At 29.6% G+C, this 22,474-nt stretch carries 18 protein-coding genes and 7 tRNA genes; all 25 read left to right on the plus strand.

Annotation, left to right across the window (positions count from 1 at the left end; translation table 11 throughout):
• Positions 1–9: 9 nt before the first annotated feature.
• The 25 genes from mfd to dusB all read left to right on the plus strand — a co-directional run bounded on the left by mfd (position 10) and on the right by dusB (position 22,437).
• Positions 10–3,534 carry a transcription-repair coupling factor gene (gene mfd, locus I4V63_RS09895; RefSeq protein WP_196001102.1) on the plus strand — a complete coding sequence of 1,175 codons (3,525 nt, stop codon included), beginning with the start codon at positions 10–12 and terminating at the stop codon, positions 3,532–3,534.
• Positions 3,535–3,618: 84 nt separating this feature from the next.
• Positions 3,619–4,632 (plus strand): peptidylprolyl isomerase, encoded by a 1,014-nt coding sequence (locus I4V63_RS09900; RefSeq protein WP_196001103.1) that lies wholly within the window; start codon positions 3,619–3,621, stop codon positions 4,630–4,632.
• 293 nt (positions 4,633–4,925) lie between these two features.
• Entirely contained in the window at positions 4,926–5,474 is a 549-nt protein-coding gene (gene spoVT / locus I4V63_RS09905) for a stage V sporulation protein T (RefSeq protein WP_196001104.1), read from the plus strand.
• Positions 5,475–5,589: 115 nt separating this feature from the next.
• Positions 5,590–7,119: a polysaccharide biosynthesis protein gene (locus I4V63_RS09910; RefSeq protein WP_196001105.1), complete on the plus strand. Its 1,530-nt coding sequence runs from the start codon at positions 5,590–5,592 to the stop codon at positions 7,117–7,119.
• 20 nt (positions 7,120–7,139) lie between these two features.
• Positions 7,140–8,588: a nucleoside triphosphate pyrophosphohydrolase gene (mazG, locus tag I4V63_RS09915; protein WP_196001106.1), complete on the plus strand. Its 1,449-nt coding sequence runs from the start codon at positions 7,140–7,142 to the stop codon at positions 8,586–8,588.
• A 254-nt stretch (positions 8,589–8,842) separates the two neighbouring features.
• On the plus strand, positions 8,843–9,118 hold the full coding sequence (locus tag I4V63_RS09920; protein WP_042400053.1) for an HU family DNA-binding protein: 276 nt from the start codon (positions 8,843–8,845) through the stop codon (positions 9,116–9,118).
• A gap of 74 nt (positions 9,119–9,192) precedes the next feature.
• On the plus strand, positions 9,193–9,453 hold the full coding sequence (locus tag I4V63_RS09925; protein WP_196001107.1) for an RNA-binding S4 domain-containing protein: 261 nt from the start codon (positions 9,193–9,195) through the stop codon (positions 9,451–9,453).
• A 52-nt stretch (positions 9,454–9,505) separates the two neighbouring features.
• Complete coding sequence (yabP, locus tag I4V63_RS09930; RefSeq protein WP_196001108.1) at positions 9,506–9,799, plus strand: sporulation protein YabP; 294 nt, start codon at positions 9,506–9,508, stop codon at positions 9,797–9,799.
• Positions 9,800–9,808: 9 nt separating this feature from the next.
• Positions 9,809–10,201: a spore cortex biosynthesis protein YabQ gene (gene yabQ / locus I4V63_RS09935; RefSeq protein WP_196001109.1), complete on the plus strand. Its 393-nt coding sequence runs from the start codon at positions 9,809–9,811 to the stop codon at positions 10,199–10,201.
• Between the two features lie 78 nt (positions 10,202–10,279).
• Positions 10,280–10,561 carry a septum formation initiator family protein gene (locus I4V63_RS09940; protein ID WP_196001110.1) on the plus strand — a complete coding sequence of 94 codons (282 nt, stop codon included), beginning with the start codon at positions 10,280–10,282 and terminating at the stop codon, positions 10,559–10,561.
• 88 nt (positions 10,562–10,649) lie between these two features.
• Positions 10,650–11,051, plus strand: coding sequence for a S1 domain-containing RNA-binding protein (locus tag I4V63_RS09945; protein WP_196001111.1), 402 nt, complete (start codon positions 10,650–10,652; stop codon positions 11,049–11,051).
• A gap of 257 nt (positions 11,052–11,308) precedes the next feature.
• Positions 11,309–11,395 (plus strand) — tRNA-Leu (locus I4V63_RS09950).
• A 21-nt stretch (positions 11,396–11,416) separates the two neighbouring features.
• Positions 11,417–11,492, plus strand: a tRNA-Met gene (locus I4V63_RS09955).
• Positions 11,493–11,496: 4 nt separating this feature from the next.
• Positions 11,497–11,573, plus strand: a tRNA-Met gene (locus I4V63_RS09960).
• Positions 11,574–11,578: 5 nt separating this feature from the next.
• Positions 11,579–11,665: transfer RNA gene (locus I4V63_RS09965), tRNA-Leu, on the plus strand.
• Positions 11,666–11,686: 21 nt separating this feature from the next.
• Positions 11,687–11,762 (plus strand) — tRNA-Met (locus I4V63_RS09970).
• 5 nt (positions 11,763–11,767) lie between these two features.
• Positions 11,768–11,844 (plus strand) — tRNA-Met (locus I4V63_RS09975).
• A 5-nt stretch (positions 11,845–11,849) separates the two neighbouring features.
• A tRNA-Leu gene (locus tag I4V63_RS09980) sits at positions 11,850–11,936 on the plus strand.
• 347 nt (positions 11,937–12,283) lie between these two features.
• Positions 12,284–14,671, plus strand: coding sequence for a stage II sporulation protein E (spoIIE, locus tag I4V63_RS09985; RefSeq protein WP_196001112.1), 2,388 nt, complete (start codon positions 12,284–12,286; stop codon positions 14,669–14,671).
• A 131-nt stretch (positions 14,672–14,802) separates the two neighbouring features.
• The gene (tilS, locus tag I4V63_RS09990) at positions 14,803–16,197 is read left to right on the plus strand and encodes a tRNA lysidine(34) synthetase TilS (RefSeq protein ID WP_196001113.1); all 1,395 of its coding nucleotides are present in this window, start codon (positions 14,803–14,805) and stop codon (positions 16,195–16,197) included.
• A 5-nt stretch (positions 16,198–16,202) separates the two neighbouring features.
• Positions 16,203–16,742: a hypoxanthine phosphoribosyltransferase gene (gene hpt / locus I4V63_RS09995; protein ID WP_196001114.1), complete on the plus strand. Its 540-nt coding sequence runs from the start codon at positions 16,203–16,205 to the stop codon at positions 16,740–16,742.
• 50 nt (positions 16,743–16,792) lie between these two features.
• Positions 16,793–18,595, plus strand: coding sequence for an ATP-dependent zinc metalloprotease FtsH (gene ftsH / locus I4V63_RS10000; protein WP_196001115.1), 1,803 nt, complete (start codon positions 16,793–16,795; stop codon positions 18,593–18,595).
• Positions 18,596–18,874: 279 nt separating this feature from the next.
• Positions 18,875–20,545: a formate--tetrahydrofolate ligase gene (locus I4V63_RS10005; RefSeq protein WP_196001116.1), complete on the plus strand. Its 1,671-nt coding sequence runs from the start codon at positions 18,875–18,877 to the stop codon at positions 20,543–20,545.
• 133 nt (positions 20,546–20,678) lie between these two features.
• Positions 20,679–21,458, plus strand: a complete 780-nt coding sequence (locus I4V63_RS10010; RefSeq protein ID WP_196001117.1) for a type III pantothenate kinase — start codon at positions 20,679–20,681, stop codon at positions 21,456–21,458.
• 4 nt (positions 21,459–21,462) lie between these two features.
• Positions 21,463–22,437, plus strand: a complete 975-nt coding sequence (gene dusB, locus I4V63_RS10015) for a tRNA dihydrouridine synthase DusB (RefSeq protein WP_196001118.1) — start codon at positions 21,463–21,465, stop codon at positions 22,435–22,437.
• The last annotated feature ends 37 nt before the right edge of the window (positions 22,438–22,474 follow it).

The raw sequence follows: 22,474 nt of genomic DNA on the forward strand, positions 1-22,474 counted from the left end.
GGTGATACAATGAGGTTACAAGGGCTATTGCAACCCTTAATTGAAAATGAAAAATTTATTGATATTTCGACGGGATTAAAGGCGAACGCTTTTCCAATAAATATTGTTGGTTTATCAGAATCAGGAAAGAGCTATATTATAGATTCTATTTTTAATGAAATAGATAACTCGCTAGTTATAGTAACACATAATGAAATAGAAGCTAAAAATTTATATGATGATTTAAGTTTTTATTCAACTAATGTGTATTTTTTACCTATAAGAGAAGTTGTGTTTTATAATGTAGATGCTATTTCGGGTGATTTAAGATGGGCTAGATTAAAGGTTATAAAAGAAATACTTAATAATAAAGCTAAAAAGATAATAGTTACTTCTATAGAAGCAATGACAGCATTATATACACCTAGAGATAAATATTTAAGTTACAGTATTAATATAAAAAATGGTGATGAAGTAGACTTAAAAGATATTTCTAATAAATTAATTGAGTGTGGATATGAAAGAGTTGAAGTAGTAGAAGGAAAAGGTGAATTTTCATTTAGAGGAGGGATACTTGATGTTTTCCCTCCTATAGCCGTTTATCCATATAGAGTTGAATTGTTTGGTGATGAAATAGATTCGATTAGAACTTTTAATATAGAATCACAACGTAGCATTGAAAAAGTTAAATCTATTGAAATTTTTCCTGCAAAGGAAGTTATTGTTGATGAAGAAGCGAAAAAAAGAGCTAACGATACAATTATTAGTGAATTAAATTCTATATTAGAAAAAGCAAATAATAAAAGTAATGATCAAATTGAGAAAATATCAAGAATAGTAAATAAAAATTTAGAGATGTTGAATGAAACATCTACTTTTGAAACTGTTGATAGTTATTTACCTTTCTTTTATGAGAAGTCAGAGTCACTTTTTGATTATTTAGAGGGATATACATTTGTAATTGATGATTTAAAAAGATGTGAAGGAAAGCTTGAAAGTATATACTATGAATTTAATGAAAATTACTTAGCATTTCTTCAAAGAGGAGATATTTTGCCCTCTCAAAATAAATTGCTTATTGACAAAGGTGAATTATTAGTTAATTTAGAAAAGTCAAAAGTTATTACTTTAAATACATTTGAAAATCAAACAGATATATTATATCCAACAAAAAATATTGAGTTTAAGCAAATTACATCAAATACTTATAACGGACAGCTTGATTTATTAATTGAAGATATAAAATTAAGAAAAGAAAATGGATATAGAACGTTAATCTTAGCTGGAACTAGAACTAGAGGTGAAAGGTTAGTAAAGACGTTAAGAGATAGAGATGTAGAAAGTGTTTATAAAGATAATGTTGACTCAATTGAATTAGGGCAAGTTGTTGTTACTTTTGGTAATTTAGTAAAGGGATTTGAGTATCCAGATTTAAAGCTTTGTGTAATATCAGATAAGGAAGTATTTGGTGAAGCTAAGAAATCTCTTCCTAAAAAAAGTAACAAGAAAAAGGGTGTTGGGAAGATTACTAGCTTTGCAGAGTTAAAACCAGGCGATTATGTTGTACATGCAAATCATGGGATAGGTGTATTTAAAGGAATAAAACAAATTGATATTGCAGGAAATACAAGAGATTATTTAGATATTGTATATGATAAGGGTGATAAGCTTTATGTGCCAGTAGATCAACTAGATTTGGTTCAAAAATATATTGGTAGTGAAGGTAAGAGTCCTAAAGTAAATAAGCTAGGTGGAAATGAGTGGCAAAAGGCTAAAGCAAAAGTAAGAAAATCGATAAATGAAATAGCTGAAGATTTAGTAAAGCTTTATGCAGCTAGAGCAGCCCTAAAGGGATATAAATATTCTAAGGATACTGAATGGCAAAGACAATTTGAAGATGAGTTTCCATATGAAGAAACAGCAGATCAATTATCATCATTAGAAGAGATTAAGCATGATATGGAATCTGATAAGCCAATGGATAGATTGCTTTGTGGTGACGTTGGATATGGAAAAACAGAGGTTGCAATAAGGGCAGCATTTAAGGCTGTGATGGATGGGAAACAAGTTGCATTTTTAGTTCCAACTACAATATTAGCAGAGCAACATTATAAAAATTTAGTTAAAAGATTTTCAGATTTTCCGGTTAAAATTGATATGGTAAGTAGATTTAGAACAGCTAAGCAGCAAAAAGCAACATTACAGGCGTTAAAAGAAGGAAATGTTGATATATTAATAGGAACTCACAGATTAGTATCAAAAGATATTGTTTTTAAAGATTTAGGATTATTAATAGTTGATGAAGAACAAAGATTTGGGGTTGCACAAAAGGAAAAAATAAAATCAATTAAGAAGAATGTTGATGTACTAACATTAAGTGCAACACCTATTCCAAGAACACTTCATATGTCATTAACAGGGGTTAGGGATATTTCTGTTATTGAAACGCCTCCAGAAGAGAGATTTCCAATTCAAACTTATGTTGTAGAACAAAATGACCAGCTTATTAGAGATGCTATATTAAGAGAAATGTCAAGAGATGGGCAGGTTTATTTTGTATATAATAGAGTTGAAAGTATACAAGGAATGGCTCAATATATTAGTGAGTTAGTACCAGAGTGTAAGGTTGGAATAATCCATGGGCAAATGACTGAAAAAGAATTAGAATCTGAAATGATTAAGTTTATGCAGAAGGAATATGATGTTCTAGTCTGTACAACTATTATAGAAACTGGTATTGATATTCAAAATGTAAATACTATGATAGTAAATAATGCTGATAAGATGGGATTATCACAATTATATCAATTAAGGGGAAGAGTTGGGCGTTCTAATAAAATTGCATATGCATATTTTATGTATACTAAAGATAAAGTTTTAACAGAGGTTGCTGAAAAAAGATTAAAAGCATTAAAGGACTTTACTGAACTTGGATCAGGATTCAAAATAGCAATGAGGGACTTAGAAATAAGAGGAGCCGGAAATATGATGGGATCATCTCAACATGGACACATGGCAGCTATAGGATATGATTTATATTGTAGAATGCTTGAAGATACAGTTAAGTTAATTAAAGGCGAAATAGAACAAGAGCCAATTGAAACGACAGTTGATATTAAAATTGATGCATATATTCCATCATCATATATTGAAGATGAAATTCAAAAAATTGAAGTTTATAAAAAAATTGCTGCAATTGAAAATAAGGATGATTATAATGACATAAAGGATGAATTAGAGGATAGATATTCATCAATTCCGGAAGCGGTATACAACTTAATGGATATTGCATATGTTAAAAGTTTAGCTAAGATATTATTAATTGAAGAGATAAAAGAAACACCTAAAGAGGTAAGATTTAAGTTCCCAAAAGGATATAAAAAGGTTAATGATATTTATCATAAATTAATGAAAAAATATAAAGAAAATGTTGTGTTATACTTTGGAGAAACTCCATTTTTTGCGGTAAAAGTGAATAGTATTAAGCGTGAGGAAATATTAGATTTTTATAAAAAGCTTCTTACTGACTTAATTAAAAATTCACGTAAAAAATAGATAGTAGAATTTGAATAAAAAGGATATAACTGATATACTAGGGTATATAACAAATTATTATGAATGTAAAGTGAGGGAAATAAATTGAGAAATATAAAAAATATAGTAGCTATCGCAACAGTTGCTGTTATGGCGTTTTCAATGGCTGGTTGTAAGATGATAGAAAAAACTCCGGAAGCTATACAAAAGACTGTACTAGCAAAGGTTGGAAGTGACAAAATTACTATGGCTGATGTTAATAGCGAATTACAGGCTGATATAGACTATTTAATTGAAACATACGGTGAAGATTATGAAAATAAAATAGATGATACATTAAAAGCTAAATTAAAGAGTGCAAGACAAAGTGTTCTTGAACAATTAGTAGATGATAAAGTATTAATTACTAAGGGAACAGAACTTGGATATATTCCATCAGATGATGAATTAGCAACTGAGATAGAAACTGAAAGACAAAACTTTGTTGAAGCTTATGGCGGAGAAGATGGATTACAAGAAGCATTAGAATATTACGGAATGAGCGATGAGAAATTTAATTCATTCCTTGAAAATTTAGTGAAAGTTCAAAAGGTTACTGATGCAATAACAGCAGATGTAACTGTAACTGATGAAGATATTGAAACTTATTATAATGAAAATATAGCTAATTATACTAAAAAAGCTGGAGCAAATGCTAAACATATTTTATTTGAAACAGAAGAAGAAGCACAAGCAGCTAAGGATAAAATAAATTCTGGTGAAGCTACTTTTGATGAGATATATGCAGAATATGAAGCTAATGCAACTTCAGGAACTTTCCCATTATCAGAAAATTTAGGATATGTTGAAAATGAACAAGAAAACTTTGATACTGACTTCTTAGCTGGATTTAAGGTATTAAAAGAAGGTGAAATTTCAGATCCTGTTCAAAGTTCATTTGGATACCATATAATAAAGGTTGATGGAGTTCAAACTGAAGATACAGTAACTCCACTTGATGAAGTAAAAGATTCTATTAAATCAACTTTAGAGAGTAAGAAGAAAGAAGAATTATATAATTCAACATTAGAACAATGGAAAAAAGATTTAAATGTTAAATTATATGAAGATAGACTTTAGTTTCTAGTGAAAAGCCAAACAAGATTTTTATAATCTTGTTTGGCTTTTTTTATTATTATAAATAATAAATTGAATTTTAGGGAAATTTATTAGTGGAGATATGGAAGATATTATTTTAAAGTTTCATAATTGTTATTTGAATTTAATAATTGGAAAATTGCCATAGACTTCATATAATTCCTCTTTAGATAGTAGAGGATAAATATTGGGTATATGTGTATAAAATTTCTAATACTTCAAATAATAATAATGCAGTTAATCATATAACATAATTAAGGAGGTAACTCATAGTAATGAAAGCTACAGGAATAGTAAGACGTATTGATGATTTAGGAAGAGTAGTTATACCAAAGGAAATAAGAAGAACATTAAGAATTAGAGAAGGGGATCCATTAGAAATATTTACAGATAGAGAAGGTGGTGTAATCTTAAAGAAATACTCACCAATAGGAGAATTAACTGATTTCTCTAAGGAGTATGCTGAAAGCTTGCAACAAGCAATTGGACATATTGTTTTAATTGCTGATAAAGATGCCTTTATATCAGTAAGTGGAGCAACAAAGAAAGATTATATTGAAAGAAAAATAAGTTCAGAGTTAGAAGCTATAATGGATGGTAGAAAACCTTCTATCATAACAGATAATGGTAAAACAATTCCGTTACATAATGATGAGGAACCAGGAGAATATACAAGCCAAGTAATAGCACCAATAATTGCTGAAGGAGATGCAATTGGAGCTGTACTTATTGTATCAAAGGAATCTGGAGATGTATTTGGGGATTTAGAATTAAAATTAGCTGAAACTGCAGCGTCTTTCTTAGGAAAGCAAATGGAACAATAAATAATACTAAACATATTACAATATTTGTTGAACAATTATACAATATTTGTAATAATACCTCTAAGCTTTAAATAAAAATTAGTAGTAGTCAGTAATTTGAGTTTGGAGGTATTTTATGAAAAAGCAATCTCTTATAAAAGGAAGCTTAGTATTAGGAGTGGCAGGAATGTTAGCAAAAGTATTAGGCTTTTTCTTTAGATGGCCATTAATTATGTTAATTGGTGATGAAGGAATAGGGTATTATCAATTATCATATCCGTTATACATGTTTTATGTAGGAATGGCAAGTGGGGTTCCGGTAGCAGTTTCTAAAATGATATCAGAAAAAAATGCTGTTGGGGATGTTGAAGGTAGTTATGAAGTTGTTAAAGAATCTTCTTTTTTGATGATAACATTAGGCGTAGGTACTTCATTAATATTATTCTTCTTTGCAAAGCCAATTATTAGTTTCTTAAAATGGGATATGAAATCTTATTATTCATTAATAGGTATATCTTTTGCACCAATGATGGTTTCATTCGTTACTATATTTAGAGGTTTCTTTCAAGGTCTTCAAAATATGACACCATCTGGGGTATCACAGGTATTAGAACAAATAGGAAGAGTGATAATTGGAGTTGGACTAGCCTATTTTCTTTTTAGTAAGGGGGTTGAATATTCTGCAGGAGGAGCAGCTTTTGGAGCTGCGGGAGGAGCTTTTATTGCAGGAATATATTTGATTATAAAATATAGACATGTAAAAAAAGAAATGGGAATAAGAAAAGTTAAAACTAATCCGGAATTATTAAGCAAAATATTAAAGATTGCAATACCAATTTCTATTGGTGCTACAGTGGGAACGATAATGAATTTAATTGATTCTATATTAGTACCACAAAAGTTGATTGAATCAGGGGTTGTAAATGCAACGGCTTTATATGGACAACTTACTGGTAAAGCAGCTGTGTTAGTTAATATACCTTTAACATTATCAGTAGCAATTTGTACATCATTACTTCCGATAATAGCAGAAAACTATATACTAAATAGAAAAGAAGAAATGCAAAGTAAAATTAATATCGCAATGAAATTATCAGCAGTTATTGCATTGCCAGCTACATTAGGAATGTTTTGTTTAGCAGGACCTATAATGAAGTTAGTATTTTTTGATAGGTATGAGGGGATTGAAATATTAAGATATCTATCACTATCTATACCTTTTGTTATTGTAACTCAAACAACAACTTCTGTTTTGCAGGCAACAAATCATTATATAAGACCTGTTATAAATCTAGTAATAGGATGTATTGTAAAGGTAATTTTAACTACAATATTAGTGCCGATGCCAGAAATAAATATTTTTGGGGCTGTAATAGCAAGTGTTTCTGCTTATGTAGTAGTTACTATATTAAATCTTATAGCACTTAAAAGTAAAATTAAATGTAAAGTAAGCATTTATGATTCATTTATAAAACCAGCATATGCATCAGTTGTAATGATAGTAGTTGTTTTATTTAGCTATGATTTTATTATGAAAAAAATAGACAGTAACAGTATTTCTTGCTTATTATCAATATTTATGGGTATTATTATATATATAATAGCTATTCTACTTTTTAAAGTGTTTAATGTTGATGAAATAAAAAATAGATTAGTAAGAAAATGATATAAGGAGAGTACTGTATAATGATAAAAATAGTTGGATTAGGACCTGGTTCACCAGATGCTTTAACTATAGGAGCTGTGAGAGCTTTAGAGGAAAGTAAAAATCTTTATTTTAGAACAGAAAAGCATCCTACAGTTGATTATTTAAAAAAGGGATTAACTTCTTTTAAGACTTGCGATAATTATTATGAAGAAGGAAGTAGTTTTGATGAGGTGTATTCTAATATTGCAAATGAAATGATAGAAGAATATAAAAAGTGTGGCGAACTAGTTTATGCTGTTCCAGGACATCCTTTAGTAGCAGAAAGATCAGTTTTAAATCTTATTAACTTATGTAATGAAAATAATATAGAATACAAAATACTACCTGCAGTTAGTTTTGTGGATGCTATGATGGATAGGCTACAAATTGATCCAATAGAAGGACTAAAAATAATAGATGCATTTGATATAAAAAATCAAATATTAGATAAAAGAATTGGTACTATAATTACTCAAGTATATAATGTATTAATTGCTTCTGAAGTGAAACTTGAGTTACTTGAATATTATAATGATGAAACAGAGATATACTATGTAAGAGCAGCAGGAATAGAAGGAGAAGAGTCTATAAGAAAAATTCCTCTATATGAATTAGATATGCAAGAAGATATAGATTATTTAACTTCAGTATATATTCCTAAAGATATAAATAATAAAAAGGATTTTTATGATTTAATTAATACAATAGAAACTTTAAGAGGCGAAGATGGATGTGCTTGGGATAGAGAACAAACTCATGAAAGTATTAAAAATTCTCTTATAGAAGAAGCGTATGAAGCTGTAGAAGCTATAGATGATGATAATATAGATGGATTAATAGAAGAATTAGGCGATGTTTTATTACAAGTTGTATTCCATTCTGTAATTGGAAAAGAAGATGGATATTTTAATATATCTGATGTTATAGAAGCAATAACTTCAAAAATGATCTATAGACATCCTCATGTTTTTAGTGATGGAGTTGCTAATTCATCTAAAGAAGTTTTAGAAAATTGGGATGAATTAAAGAGAAAAGAAAAGAATTATGAAACTCTGTCTGAAGAAATTGAAGGGATAGCAAAGACGTTACCTGCATTAACAAAAGCACATAAGGTGCAAAAAAAGGTTTCGAAGGTTGGCTTTGATTTTCAAGATGTAAATGAAGCCGTTAAAAAAATAGAAGAAGAAATAAATGAAGTACTAGATGTATATAAATCCAATAATATGGAAAAAATAATAGATGAAGTTGGTGATTTATTATTTGCTTGTGTTAACGTAGCTAGATTATTAAATGTTGATGAAGAAGAAGCACTAAATAAATCAATCAAAAAGTTTGTTAAAAGATTTAAATTTGTTGAGGAAAATTTATTAAGACAAAACAAAAATTTAAATGAATCTACATTAGATGAAATGAATGCTTTATGGGAAGATTCAAAAAAATACGATTAATAGAAGAGATATAGAATTTCTGCAGCTTTAGAAGGACTTTTATAGTTTATGCAGAATATTTTAAGAAGAGGAATATAAAAAATGACTATACTACAAGAAAAAGTTGTAATAAATATATTTTTATAGAAAAAAGCCCGTATTACTATAGACTACTGAATAAAGTGGATATATAATAAGGTAATGTAGTTATAGTACATAATTAAAAATAGTTAACTACAATATTTTTAACTGTTTATTTAAGGAGGATGTAAATCGTGAATAAAGCAGAATTAATTACTAGCATGGCAGAAAAAAGCCAATTAACAAAGAAGGATGCAGAAACTGCATTAAAAGCATTCATTGATTCAGTTCAAGAAGCTTTAGAAAATGGTGAAAAAGTTCAATTGGTTGGATTTGGTACTTTCGAAACTAGAGAAAGAGCAGCTAGAGAAGGAAGAAACCCAAGAACTAAAGAAACTATAAACATTCCAGCTTCTACTGTACCAGTATTTAAAGCAGGTAAGGAATTTAAAGAAAGAGTTAATAAGTAATTATAATTTTTAAGCCCGGGTTATCTCGGGTTTTTTAATACCTAAAATTAATGAACTTATGTGGAGGATATAATATGAGATTAGATAAATATTTAAAAGTATCGAGAATAATAAAAAGAAGAACAGTAGCTAAAGAAGCTTGTGAAGGTGGAAGGGTTTCAATTAATGATAAGGTGGCAAAACCATCAACTAATATAAATGAAGGCGATATAATAGAAATTACTTTTGCAAATAGAAAGCTTAAGGCAAGAATTATTAATATTGCTGAGCATGTGAGAAAAGAAAATGCTAAAGAAATGTATGAGATTTTAGAAGGTGTAGAAGATCAAGAATAATTTTTGATGATACTTCATATATTTAATCAAGAAATATATGGAGGAGTAAATAATGGAGAAAAAATTAGAGGGTAGGATAGAGGATAATAGAGGAAATATTATATTAGAAAATAGAAAGAAAATGACATTAACTGGAGTAGAGGAAGTAATTAGTTTTGATGATGAAAAAATATTACTCAATACTAAACTTGGGGCGTTAACAATAAAAGGTCAAAATTTGAAAATGAATAAGCTTGATGTACAAAATGGTGATGTAATGATTAATGGAGAAATATATTACATCGTTTATAGTGGAAAAGAAGTTAAAAAAGAAAAGGAAAGCATAATTGGAAGGCTTTTCAAATAGGGGGTTATTATGCCATTAAAAACAGATGTACAATTTAGTATCATACTTTACGCAATGTTAGCTGGTATATTAACAGGAGCAATGTTTGATTTATATAGAATAATAAGGGGTAGCAATGTAAATAAAATTGTAATTGCTATTGAAGATATATTGTTTTGGATATTAGCAGCTATGGCTGTTTTTGCATTCCTCCTTTATACTAATTATGCATTTTTAGGAGCTTATGTTTATATATTTATGATTATTTCTTTGACCTTATACATAAGGTTTATTAGTAATATATGTATTAAATTTGAGTTGAGACTTATAAGTGCTTCAGGAAAAATATTTAGAGTAATATTTAAAAATTTTATTTATCCATTTAAAGTAATATTTCATAATATTACAGGAAAAAACAATTAGTATAAAAAATATCTTGAATTAATTATGTAGAGTGGTTTACAATATATTTATAGAATAATATAAAGAGGGTACTATTTTATGAAAAAAAGCGTAAACCTTAAAGGAATTATTATTGTTTTAGTTATTGGAATTTTTGGTATAAGTGTAATAAAACAAGTAACTGTACTAAGAAGAATAAAGAATGATATTTCTATTCAAACTCAAGAGTTAGAGGAATTAAAAGAAAAAAATATTAAGTTGCAAGCTGAATTAGATAGGGCACAAAGTAATAATGAGTATCTAGAAAAACTAGCTAGAGAAAGGTTAGGATTAATAAAAGAAGGTGAGCAACAAGTTATTCCAAGTAAAGAAGCAGAATAGTATTGGTTTAAGTTTAAATTTGTATTAATATGGTTATTATTATTAATGACATAGATTATTTTTTATTTTAAGGAGGATTCTTTGTAAAATGACCTTAATGGCAGGAAACATATTAGAAGGTACAGTGGTAAATATTACAAACTTCGGAGCTTTTGTAGAGATAGAAGGTAAAACAGGTTTAGTTCATATTTCAGAAGTTGCAGATTCTTTTGTTAAGGATATAAGACAACATCTTAATGAGCAAGATAAGGTAAAGGTTAAAGTTATATCAATTGATGATAATGGAAAAATTAGTTTATCAATTAAGCAAGCTAATGTTAAGAAAAAATCTGTAAAGCCAGCAGAAATCGAATGGACATCTGAAAAGAAAAAGGTTGCACCAGCAAACTTTGAAGATATTATGTCTAGATTTTTAAAGGATAGTGAAGAAAGACAACAAGATTTTAAAAAGCATCAAGAGTTTAAAACAAGACCTAAAAGAAGTTTTTAATTAGAACCGTTATATAAGTTTTATATATTAGAGAGAATGGATAATGAATTATCGTTCTCTTTTTTTATTATATTTTTTTAATAAAAAAAGAGAATAATATAAAAAGTATATAAAATCAACTAATGAAAAGTGGCTATTTTACTGGCTTTAGATAGAAATTAAAATAAAAAATAAAAAAAGTGAAAAAAATGTTGACAGTATTAAGTTCATACTATATAATTAATTTTGTCGTCAGATGACGGCGGCAAAATAAATATGCTGAAGTGGCGGAACAGGCAGACGCACAGGACTTAAAATCCTGCGGTAGCGATACCGTACCGGTTCGATTCCGGTCTTCAGCACCAAACTAAATTCAACTTTAATATCGCGGGGTGGAGCAGTTGGCAGCTCGTCGGGCTCATAACCCGAAGGTCGTAGGTTCAAGTCCTGCCCCCGCAACCAACATGGCGGAATAGCTCAGCTGGCTAGAGCACTCGGTTCATACCCGAGGTGTCGTAGGTTCAAGTCCTATTTCCGCTACCATATACGCTGAAGTGGCGGAACAGGCAGACGCACAGGACTTAAAATCCTGCGGTAGCGATACCGTACCGGTTCGATTCCGGTCTTCAGCACCAAACTAAATTCAACTTTAATATCGCGGGGTGGAGCAGTTGGCAGCTCGTCGGGCTCATAACCCGAAGGTCGTAGGTTCAAGTCCTGCCCCCGCAACCAAACATGGCGGAATAGCTCAGCTGGCTAGAGCACTCGGTTCATACCCGAGGTGTCGTAGGTTCAAGTCCTATTTCCGCTACCATATACGCTGAAGTGGCGGAACAGGCAGACGCACAGGACTTAAAATCCTGCGGTAGCGATACCGTACCGGTTCGATTCCGGTCTTCAGCACCAAAAGAGATACAAAGAAATTTGTATATCTTTTTTTATTTATAAATGATTAAAACTATCTAAATTAAAAGTATATTGAAGATAATTAATAATATGACTGATAGTAATAAAAAAATATTGATTATATGCGACAAAAATACAACTTAAATATCAAAAAAGTTAAAGTAAAAATAACCCTAGATATTTTTAAGATGTAAATAAAGAGTGTAAAAAGAAAAATATAAAACATTCATTGGAAAAAAAAGGATAATTGTCTTACGAATTTAAGATTTCATAAACATTAATTGACATAACTCTAATTATAATAGTGCTATTATTTTAGTAGGATTTTTAAGAGGAGATTGATAGTTATGGATTATGGAGTAGAAGTACCTAGCTACAGAAGAGTAGATAGTGAAAAGAAAACAAAAAAATTAGATTTTGAAAATGGATTAGTAGGATTATTAGTAGTATTGATTTCGGGAGTTATGATAAGTAGAGTTGGATTCGGATTTGTTGAAGGCTTATATTTAGCTCCTTTTGGAATAGGGTATTTTTTATCTATGGTGAAAAAAAGTGATATTAAGAAACTAATTTTAGTTTATTTGTCAGTTAGTGTTGGATATCTTATAGGATATAGCAAGAGTAAAGATATAATAATTTATATTTCTATAGCAACAGCAATATTATTATGTAAGATTATATGTAATGCTATTAATAAAGAGTTCAAAAATAGTATAGCTTTTTTGGCTGTTATTGTATCCACTTTAGCAATAGGTTTATTCATTGGGGAGCAAAGTTTTGAAATTAATTTAATTTTTTCTTTAACTAAAGCCTTATTAATAATACCAGTATTTTATATGCTAAATTATGGAATTGGTTGTATGCAAGAATTAAATACAAATTACTTTTACTCAACAGAAGAGTTGATAAGTATAGCTATTTTAAGTTGCTTAGTAGTAGCAGGTATAGGAAATTTTACGATATTAGGAGTTGGAATAAGAACTATAATAGCTTTAGCTATGGTGATAACAATAGCATACGCAGCAGGAAGTAATGTGGGGGCTATATTGGGAGTAACAATGGGAATAATAATAGGAATTGCTAATAATGATTTGCTTATATCAACAACTATGTATTCTATTTGTGGATTAATTGTGGGTGTATTTAAAGAAACTGGGAAAAATTTTTCGATATTAGCTTATATTATATCTATGTTTATGATGGAAGCATATACTGGTCAAATAAGCGTTCAGTCAGGTGTAGAAGTATGTTTTGCGGCAGTAATTATGTTTATTATTCCGGCAAATGTTATCAAAGAAATCTTAAGAGAGCTTAGTAATGAAGAGAAAAGTAATGTAATAAGTGATGCACAGGTTGAAGGTATTAAATTAGAGTTTGTAGATAGATTAGAAGCTTTGAGAGGATCTTTATCGGCTGTAGCAACATCAATTGAAGATTTATCAGGAAATGAAAAATTACTTATGAAAAATAAGGGTACTGCTATGATAGAAAGTTTGGCTGATAGAGTTTGTCAAAGTTGTGAGATGAATAGTAAATGTTGGGGAAGAGAATTGCATAGCACTTTTTCGGATTTTGGAGAGCTTATGCTAAGTTGTGAAAGTAAAAAGGTATACTTACCTAAAAATTTAGATTTAAAATGTGTAAAAAGAACTACATTATTAAAGAGTGCAGAGGACTTATTTTCAACCTATACGGTTAATGAAGCTTTAAAATCTAGACTGATAGAAGGAAGAAAAGTTATAGCAAATCAAATAAATAATATGTCTATAACAGTATCAGGAATTCTTAGCGATTTTAATAGTAATGTAAATAGTTGTCTAGAAATTGATAAAGTATTAAGAAAAACATTGTCTAAAAATAAAATTAGATACAATAATATTTATTCTTATACTGATAGAAAAGGGCGTTTAAAGATTAAAATAAAAATAGATAGTTATGATGGTGAAAGTTACTGTAGAAAATATATATTGCCTATTATTAGCGAGTTTGTAAGAACACCATTAAGTATAGCTCAAGATGGATGTACTGTTGATCCAGATACTAATGAATGTTCAATAGTTATGGAGGAAACTTGTAAGTATAATGTTTCTTCATTTGTAGCTTTTAATGTTAAAGATGGAGAAAAATATTCAGGAGATAGTTATAGTTTTGGTAAGAATAAGGTAGGTGAGTATGTAACTATATTAAGTGATGGAATGGGCTCAGGACCAGAGGCTGGTTTAGAAAGTGAAGCAGCTATTGAGTTGATAGAGAAATTTAATGAAGGTGGATTTAGTGAAGCAACTACTTTAAATGCAGTAAATTCTATTATGGGAATGAAGTTTAGTGAAGATGAAAAATTTACTACATTAGATATGAATTCAATAGATTTATATACAGGTGAAGCTCAGTTTATAAAAGTTGGAGCAAGTATGAGTTTTATTAAAAGGGGTGGAGAAGTCGAAGTTGTTGATAGTGCCAGCTTACCTTTTGGTATTGTTGATGATATTGATATCAAGCCTATTAAGAAGAAGGTTAAAAATGGAGATATAATAGTGACTATTAGTGATGGTGTTATAGATATTGATAAAGATAACGTTGGGGAATATGCTTGGATAGTTAATTATTTAAAATGTGAACAAGTAAATCCAGAAATTTTAGCAAGAGAAATATTAGAACAAGCTAAAAGAAAAAGCAACGGAAGAGTTTTAGATGATATGACGGTAGTAGTTTCAAAATTATATTCAACTTATTAATAAAAGTGCTCTTAGGAGCACTTTTATTATCCTAATAATAAATTTAAATTTGAAATAAATGTATATAATGTTTACATTGAAATATGGTAAATGTATTATATATTTATAAATATATAAATAGGAGAATATAAGTGTTAGATAAAGTAATAAAATATATAAACGATAATGAACTTATTCAAAATGAAGATAAAATATTAGTGGCGTTGTCAGGTGGACCTGATTCTGTGTGTATGTTACATATATTATATAAATTAAAAGATATACTTAATATAGAATTAGGTGCTATACATATAAACCATATGTTAAGGGGGGATGAATCAGATAAAGATGAAAAATATATAGGTAATTTATGTAGTCAATTAGGTATAAATTATTATGTAAAAAGAATAGATATAGAGTATGTTGCTAATGATACTAATGTTTCTTTAGAAGTGGCTGGAAGAAATGAAAGATACAGGGCTTTTGAAGAAATAAGATCAAGGCATGGGTACAATAAAATAGCTGTAGCACATAATGCAAATGATCAGGCTGAAACAGTTCTTATGCGTATGATGCGAGGAACTGGACTTGAAGGATTAACAGGAATTAAATCAAAAAGGGAAGATGGTGTTATAAGACCTATATTATGCTTAGATAGAAAGGAAATAGAAGATTATTGTGAAGAAAATAAACTTAATCCTAGAATAGATAAAAGTAATCATGAGAGAATCTATAGTAGAAATAAGGTTAGGTTAGATATAATTCCATATATGAAAGAACATTTTAATGAAGAAATAGTTGAAACTTTAAATAGAATGGTATCATTATTACAAAAAGATAATGAGTTTATAGAAGAATATTCTAATGAGTGTTACAATAAATATTGTAAAATTAAAGATAAACAATTGAGAGTAGAAAAGGAATTATTCGTAAAAGAAATGGAGGCTGTAGTTACTAGAGTTGTAATAAAGGCATTTAAGGAAATTTCTAATTGTCATCAGAATTTCGAGATGAAGCATATATATGAGATTGTTAATTTAGCTAAAAATTCAACAGGAAAGAAAATAAATTTAACGAATAATATAATATGTGAAAACTCATATGGGAACCTTATATTTAAGGTAAATGAAAAAAATATTATAGATTATAAGGTTACTGAAGTACGAATAAATAAAAGTAATATTTTAAATGATATTGAATTTAAAAATTATAATGTTAGTTTTCAAATTATTAACAATAAAAGTAAGGTAGAATTTTCTAAAAATAGCTTAATAAAGTTATTTGATTATGATAAGATAGAAAAAGAGATTATAATTAGGAGTAGAAAAGATGGGGATAAAATTATTCCTTTGGGAATGAAAGGGAATAAAAAACTTAAGGATATTTTTATTGATATGAAGATTCCAAGGGAGCAAAGAGATGAAATTCCTATTTTATGCTTTGATGAAAAAATTGCCTGGGTTGTTGGATATAAAACTTCTCAAGAATCAAGAATAACTCAGGATACAAAAAATATATTAAAAATTACGTTTGCCAGAAAGGAATAGTGACAATGTTACAAGATATTAAAGAAGTGTTATTTAGTGAAGAGGCTATTAATAAGAGAGTAAAGGAATTAGCGTCAAGAATTAGTGAAGATTACAAAGGAAAAGAATTATTAGTGGTAGGTGTTTTGAAAGGTTCTGTAATATTTGCAGCAGAATTAATAAAAAATATAACTATTCCTTGCCAAATTGATTTTATGGCAGTTTCTAGTTATGGAGATTCATCTGAAACTACTGGGGTTGTTAGAATACTTAAGGATTTAGATAGTGAAATCTCAGGAAAACATATAATTATAGTTGAAGATATAGTTGATAGTGGAGTTACATTAAATTATTTATTAAATTATTTAAAAAGTAGAAATGCTAGCTCAGTTGAAATTGTATCATTATTAACTAAACCATCTAGAAGAAAGGTTGATATAGATTGTAAATATATTGGCTTTGAAACTCCAGATGAATTCTTAGTTGGATATGGATTGGATTATGCTGAAAAGTATAGAAATTTACCTTTTGTAGGAATATTAAAAAGAGAGGTTTATGAGAAGTAGATTATTAAAAAAACAAAATAATAAAAAACTATGAGAAAGGGGGGCCTTGAATGAAGAAATATTCAAGTGCTACTGTATGGATAATAGCTATAATATTATTATTTTTTGCAGCATCATTTCTTTTAAGGGGAGAAAGTGGTTCTGATAGAATAGTATTTAGTGATTTCCAACAAAAGTGGATAAATGACGAAATTGAAAGTATAAGAGTTGATCCTGATAAGATGCTCGTTACTGGACAGACAAGAGATGAAAAGAATTTTACAGTGTATGCACCAGATACAATGGTGGAAATGTTAAATAGTCAATATGCAAAAAATGATATTAAGATAGAATATGCTGCGCCATCTAATAATAGTGTGTGGCTTACTATAATACCTATGGGAATGATAATATTATTATTTGTAGTGTTTATTTTCTTCTTTACACAGCAGTCACAAGGTGGTGGAAGTGGAAAGGGAGTAATGAATTTTGGAAAAAGCAGAGCTAAGATGATGTCTCCAGATGCCAAGAGAGTAACTTTTGATGATGTTGCTGGAGCAGATGAAGAAAAGGCTGAACTAGAAGAAATAGTAGATTTCTTAAAGGCTCCATCTAGATATATTGAAATGGGAGCGAGAATACCAAAAGGTGTTTTACTAGTTGGGCCTCCAGGAACAGGAAAGACCTTATTAGCTAAGGCAATTGCAGGAGAAGCAGGAGTACCATTCTTTAGTATATCAGGTTCTGATTTTGTTGAGATGTTTGTTGGAGTTGGTGCATCAAGAGTTAGAGATTTATTTGAGCAGGCAAAGAAAAATTCGCCAGCTTTAATATTTATAGATGAAATTGATGCTGTAGGTAGACAAAGAGGTGCTGGTCTTGGTGGTGGTCATGATGAGAGAGAACAAACTCTTAATCAATTACTAGTTGAAATGGATGGTTTTGGAGCTAATGAAGGTATCATAATGATAGCGGCAACAAATAGACCAGATATTTTAGATCCAGCGTTATTAAGACCAGGTAGATTTGATAGACAAATAGTTGTTCAAAGACCAGATAGAAAAGGGAGAGAAGCTGTTTTAAAGGTTCATACACATAAAAAGCCTTTAGCTGTTGATGTAGATTTAGAGGTGTTAGCAAAGAGAACACCAGGATTTAGTGGTGCTGATTTAGAAAACCTAGCTAATGAAGCTGCTCTTTTAGCCGTAAGAAAAAATAAAAAGGCTATAGGAATGGATGAATTTGAAGAAGCAATAACTAGGGTTATTGCAGGTCCTGAAAAGAAGAGTAGGGCTATTAGTGAGCATGATAGAAAGCTTACAGCTTACCATGAAGCTGGTCATGCGGTTGTGATGAAGTGTTTAAAACATTCAGATCCAGTACATGAAATAAGTATTATACCAAGAGGTATGGCGGGTGGATATACTATGCATTTACCAAATGAAGATAGAGCGTATACTTCTAAGGAGAAACTACAAGATGAAATGGTAGGGCTTTTAGGTGGTAGAGTTGCTGAAAAGTTGATATTAGGTGATATAAGCACAGGAGCTAAGAATGATATTGATAGAGCAAGTTCAATAGCAAGAGCTATGGTTATGGAATATGGAATGAGTGATGAAATTGGAACTATTTCTTATGGTTCTGATAACAATGAAGTATTCTTAGGTAGAGAGCTTGGAAGAGGAAGAAACTTTAGTGAGGAAATTGGTGCAGAAATAGATAAGGAAGTTAAGAAATTTATTGAAGTAGCATATGATAGAGCAGAAAATCTTCTTAAGACTAATATTAATAAGCTTCATGCAGTAGCTAATGAATTGCTTGATAAAGAAAAGATAGATGGAAAAGAATTTGAAATGATATTTGATGCAAATTAAAAGTAGCCTTAGGGCTACTTTTTTTATGATAAGTTTTAAGTGGGATTAATAAATTTAGCTTAGTTAGAATATTAAAAGGTATAGTTTAGGTGGGGAAAGTATTTTGATGTAAGCTGACTTTTTGTTTATTAATTCTTATTTAAAAGAAAAGTAATAAAAACAAAACACGAATATTTAAATAGAAAATTACAAAAATGTTCGAAAGATGTTTAAAAAAGGAATTTATAGTGATATAATTAAGTATACTTAAAATTTGAAGGTATTAGGGAGGTTTATTATATGAAAAGTGATATTCAAATAGCTCAAGAAGCTAAAATGGAACCTATAGTTAAGATTGCAGAAAAACTAAATTTAGGTGAGGATGATATAGAACTTTATGGAAAGTATAAATGTAAGATTTCTTTAGATATATTAAATAAAAATAAAGATAAAAAAGATGGAAAATTAGTTCTTGTAACAGCAATAAATCCAACTCCAGCTGGAGAAGGAAAATCAACAGTTACAGTAGGTTTAGGGCAGGCACTATGCAAAACTGGAAAAAAAGCAGTTATAGCATTGAGAGAACCTTCATTAGGGCCTGTTTTTGGGGTTAAAGGAGGAGCAGCTGGTGGTGGATATGCACAAGTAGTACCTATGGAAGATATAAATCTACATTTTACTGGAGATATGCATGCAATTACTACAGCAAATAATTTATTGTGTGCTGCTATAGATAATCATATTCATCAAGGAAATACATTAAGAATTGATTCAAGAAGAATCATATTTAAGAGAGTTATGGATATGAATGATAGAGCGTTAAGAAGCATAGTAGTAGGAATGGGTGGAAAAATAAATGGTTTTCTAAGAGAAGATGGATTTATGATAACAGTTGCTTCAGAAATAATGGCTATTCTTTGTTTAGCTACTAGTTTAAGTGATCTTAAAGAAAGAATGGGAAATATATTAATAGCATATGATTTAGATGGAAATCCAGTTTATGCAAAACAATTAGATATTCAAGGAGCAATGGCCCTTCTAATGAAGGATGCTGTTAAGCCAAATTTAGTTCAAACCTTAGAAAATACTCCAGCAATAATTCACGGAGGACCATTTGCAAATATTGCACATGGATGCAATTCAATACTTGCTACAAAGATGGCACTTAAATTAGGTGATGTAGTAGTTACTGAAGGTGGCTTTGGGGCTGACTTAGGGGCAGAAAAATTCTTAGATATTAAATGTAGATATGGTGGATTAACACCAAATTGTGTAGTGATTGTTGCTACTATGAGAGCTTTAAAACATCATGGTGGTGTAAAAAAGGAAGATTTAAATACTCCAAATGTTGAAGCAGTAGCTAAAGGAATAGTTAATTTAGAAAAGCAAATAGAAAATATGCAAAAGTATAATATTCCAGTCGTAGTTGCTATAAATAAATTCTTAACAGATTCTGATGAAGAAATTGAATATATAAAGAATTTCTGTGATAAATTAGGTGTTAAGGTTGCTTTAAGTGATGTTTGGGCTAAAGGTGGAGAAGGGGGATTAGAATTAGCTAATATAGTTAATAATATATTAGAAAATGAAGAATCAAACTTTAAAGTTTTATATGATGAAAAGAGTAGTATTAAAGAAAAAATATTAACTATTGCCAAGGAAATTTATGGAGCAAATGATGTAAGATATACTCCGGCAGCAAATAAGCAAATTGCAGAATTAGAAAAATTTGAATTAGATAAATTGCCTATTTGTATGGCGAAAACACAATACTCATTATCAGATAATCCAGCACTACTAGGTAGACCAGAAGGATTTGATATAACTGTTAAAGAAGTTAGAGTTTCCAATGGAGCTGGATTTATAGTAGCATTAACTGGTGATATTATGACAATGCCTGGTTTACCAAAGGTACCAGCAGCAAATAGAATGGATATTTTAGAAAATGGCGAAATTGTAGGCTTGTTCTAAAAAAATAAAAATTTACAACACTTGACAAATAACATGTAATTGTTAAAATTAAAGTATTAGTTTAAATTACTGTTTATAGTACAATAAAAGCAGCTTTAGGGCTGCTTTAATTATGTTAAGGTGGTGTGCGTTTATGATTCTACTGGTAGATGTAGGGAATACCAACATAGTTATAGGAGTATGCAAAAATAATGAGTATATAGCTGGTTGGAGAATTTCTACTGATTCTAAAAAAACTTCAGATGAATATGGTATTCAAATGATACAATTATTCCATCAAAGTGATTTAAATCCAAAAGAAGTAAAAGGAATAATAATTTCTTCGGTTGTACCTAATATAATGCATTCCTTAGAAAATATGGTTAAGAAGAGTTTTAATATAGATCCTATAATTGTTGGGCCAGGTGTAAAGACTGGAATAAATATTAAATATGATAATCCTAAGGAAGTTGGAGCGGATAGAATTGTAAATGCAGTGGCTGCTCATGAAATATATAGAAGAGATGTAATTATAATTGATTTTGGAACTGCAACTACGTATTGCGCTGTCACTGAAGAAGGAAATTATTTAGGTGGATGTATTTGTCCAGGGGTGAGAATTTCTTCAGATGCCTTGTTTGAAAGAGCAGCAAAGTTACCTAGAGTGGAGTTAGAATTACCAAAGAGTATAATATGTAAGAATACTGTATCAAGTATGCAAGCAGGTATATTATATGGATATATAGGGCAAGTAGAATATATAGTTAGCAAGACAAAAAAAGAGATGGTTGCACTTGGATATGAAAATCCATATGTAATTGCAACTGGGGGCTTAGCTAATTTAATAGCTAAATCAACAAATGTAATAGATAAGGTTGATTCAAGCTTAACATTAGAGGGGTTAAGAATAATTTACGATAAAAATAAGGAGTAAACAAATGAAAATAGGAAACCTTAATTTGGGGAAGAGTGTTTTCTTAGCACCTATGGCAGGAGTAACGGATATTTCATTTAGAGGATTATGCAAGGAGATGGGATGCGGATTAGTATACACAGAGATGGTAAGTGCAAAAGCATTATATTATGGAAGTGAAAATACTAAGACTTTATTAAGAATTGCAGATGAAGAAAAACCAGTAGCAGCTCAGATTTTTGGAAATGATCCTAAGATAATGGCGGAAGTTGTACAAAGCTATTTTAACAATATAGATGATATATGTATTTTGGATATAAATATGGGATGTCCTGCACCTAAGATAACTAAAAATGGAGAAGGTTCGGCATTAATGTTAAATCCTAAATTAGCAGGAGAGATAGTAAGTGAAATTAAAAAAGTTTCAAAGAAGCCCGTTACTGTTAAATTTAGAAAAGGATATGATGAGCATAATATTAATGCTGTTGAGTTTGCTAAAGTAATGGAATATTCAGGAGCAGATGCAATTGCTGTTCATGGAAGAACTAAAAAACAAATGTATGAAGGAAAAGCAGACTGGGATATAATAAGTAAGGTGAAAAGTGCTGTATCTATACCGGTTATAGGTAATGGAGATGTGTTCACACCGGAAGATGCATTAAGAATGAAGGAAATAACTCAGTGTGATGCTATAATGATTGCAAGGGGAAGTATGGGAAATCCATGGATATTTAATCAAATAGAACGAGTATTAAATGGTCAAGAAATTTTACCTATTACAGCAGAAGAGAAAATAAATATGTGTTTAAGGCATTATGAATTAGCTATTAAATATGATGGCGAGTTTAAGGCTGTAAAAGAAATGAGAAAGCATGCTTCGTGGTATCTAAAAGGATTACCCAAAAGTAGCGAATTGAGAAATATAGTAAATACGTTATCAACAAGTACAGAAGTGTTTAATATATTGCAAGAATATAAAAATGAATTAAAGAATATTTAGATATATGTATTATCTAGTGAAATTTTGTGAAAACAAT

The organism is Clostridium sp. 1001271B_151109_B4 (assembly GCF_015670405.1).
GTDB lineage: Bacteria > Bacillota > Clostridia > Clostridiales > Clostridiaceae > Clostridium.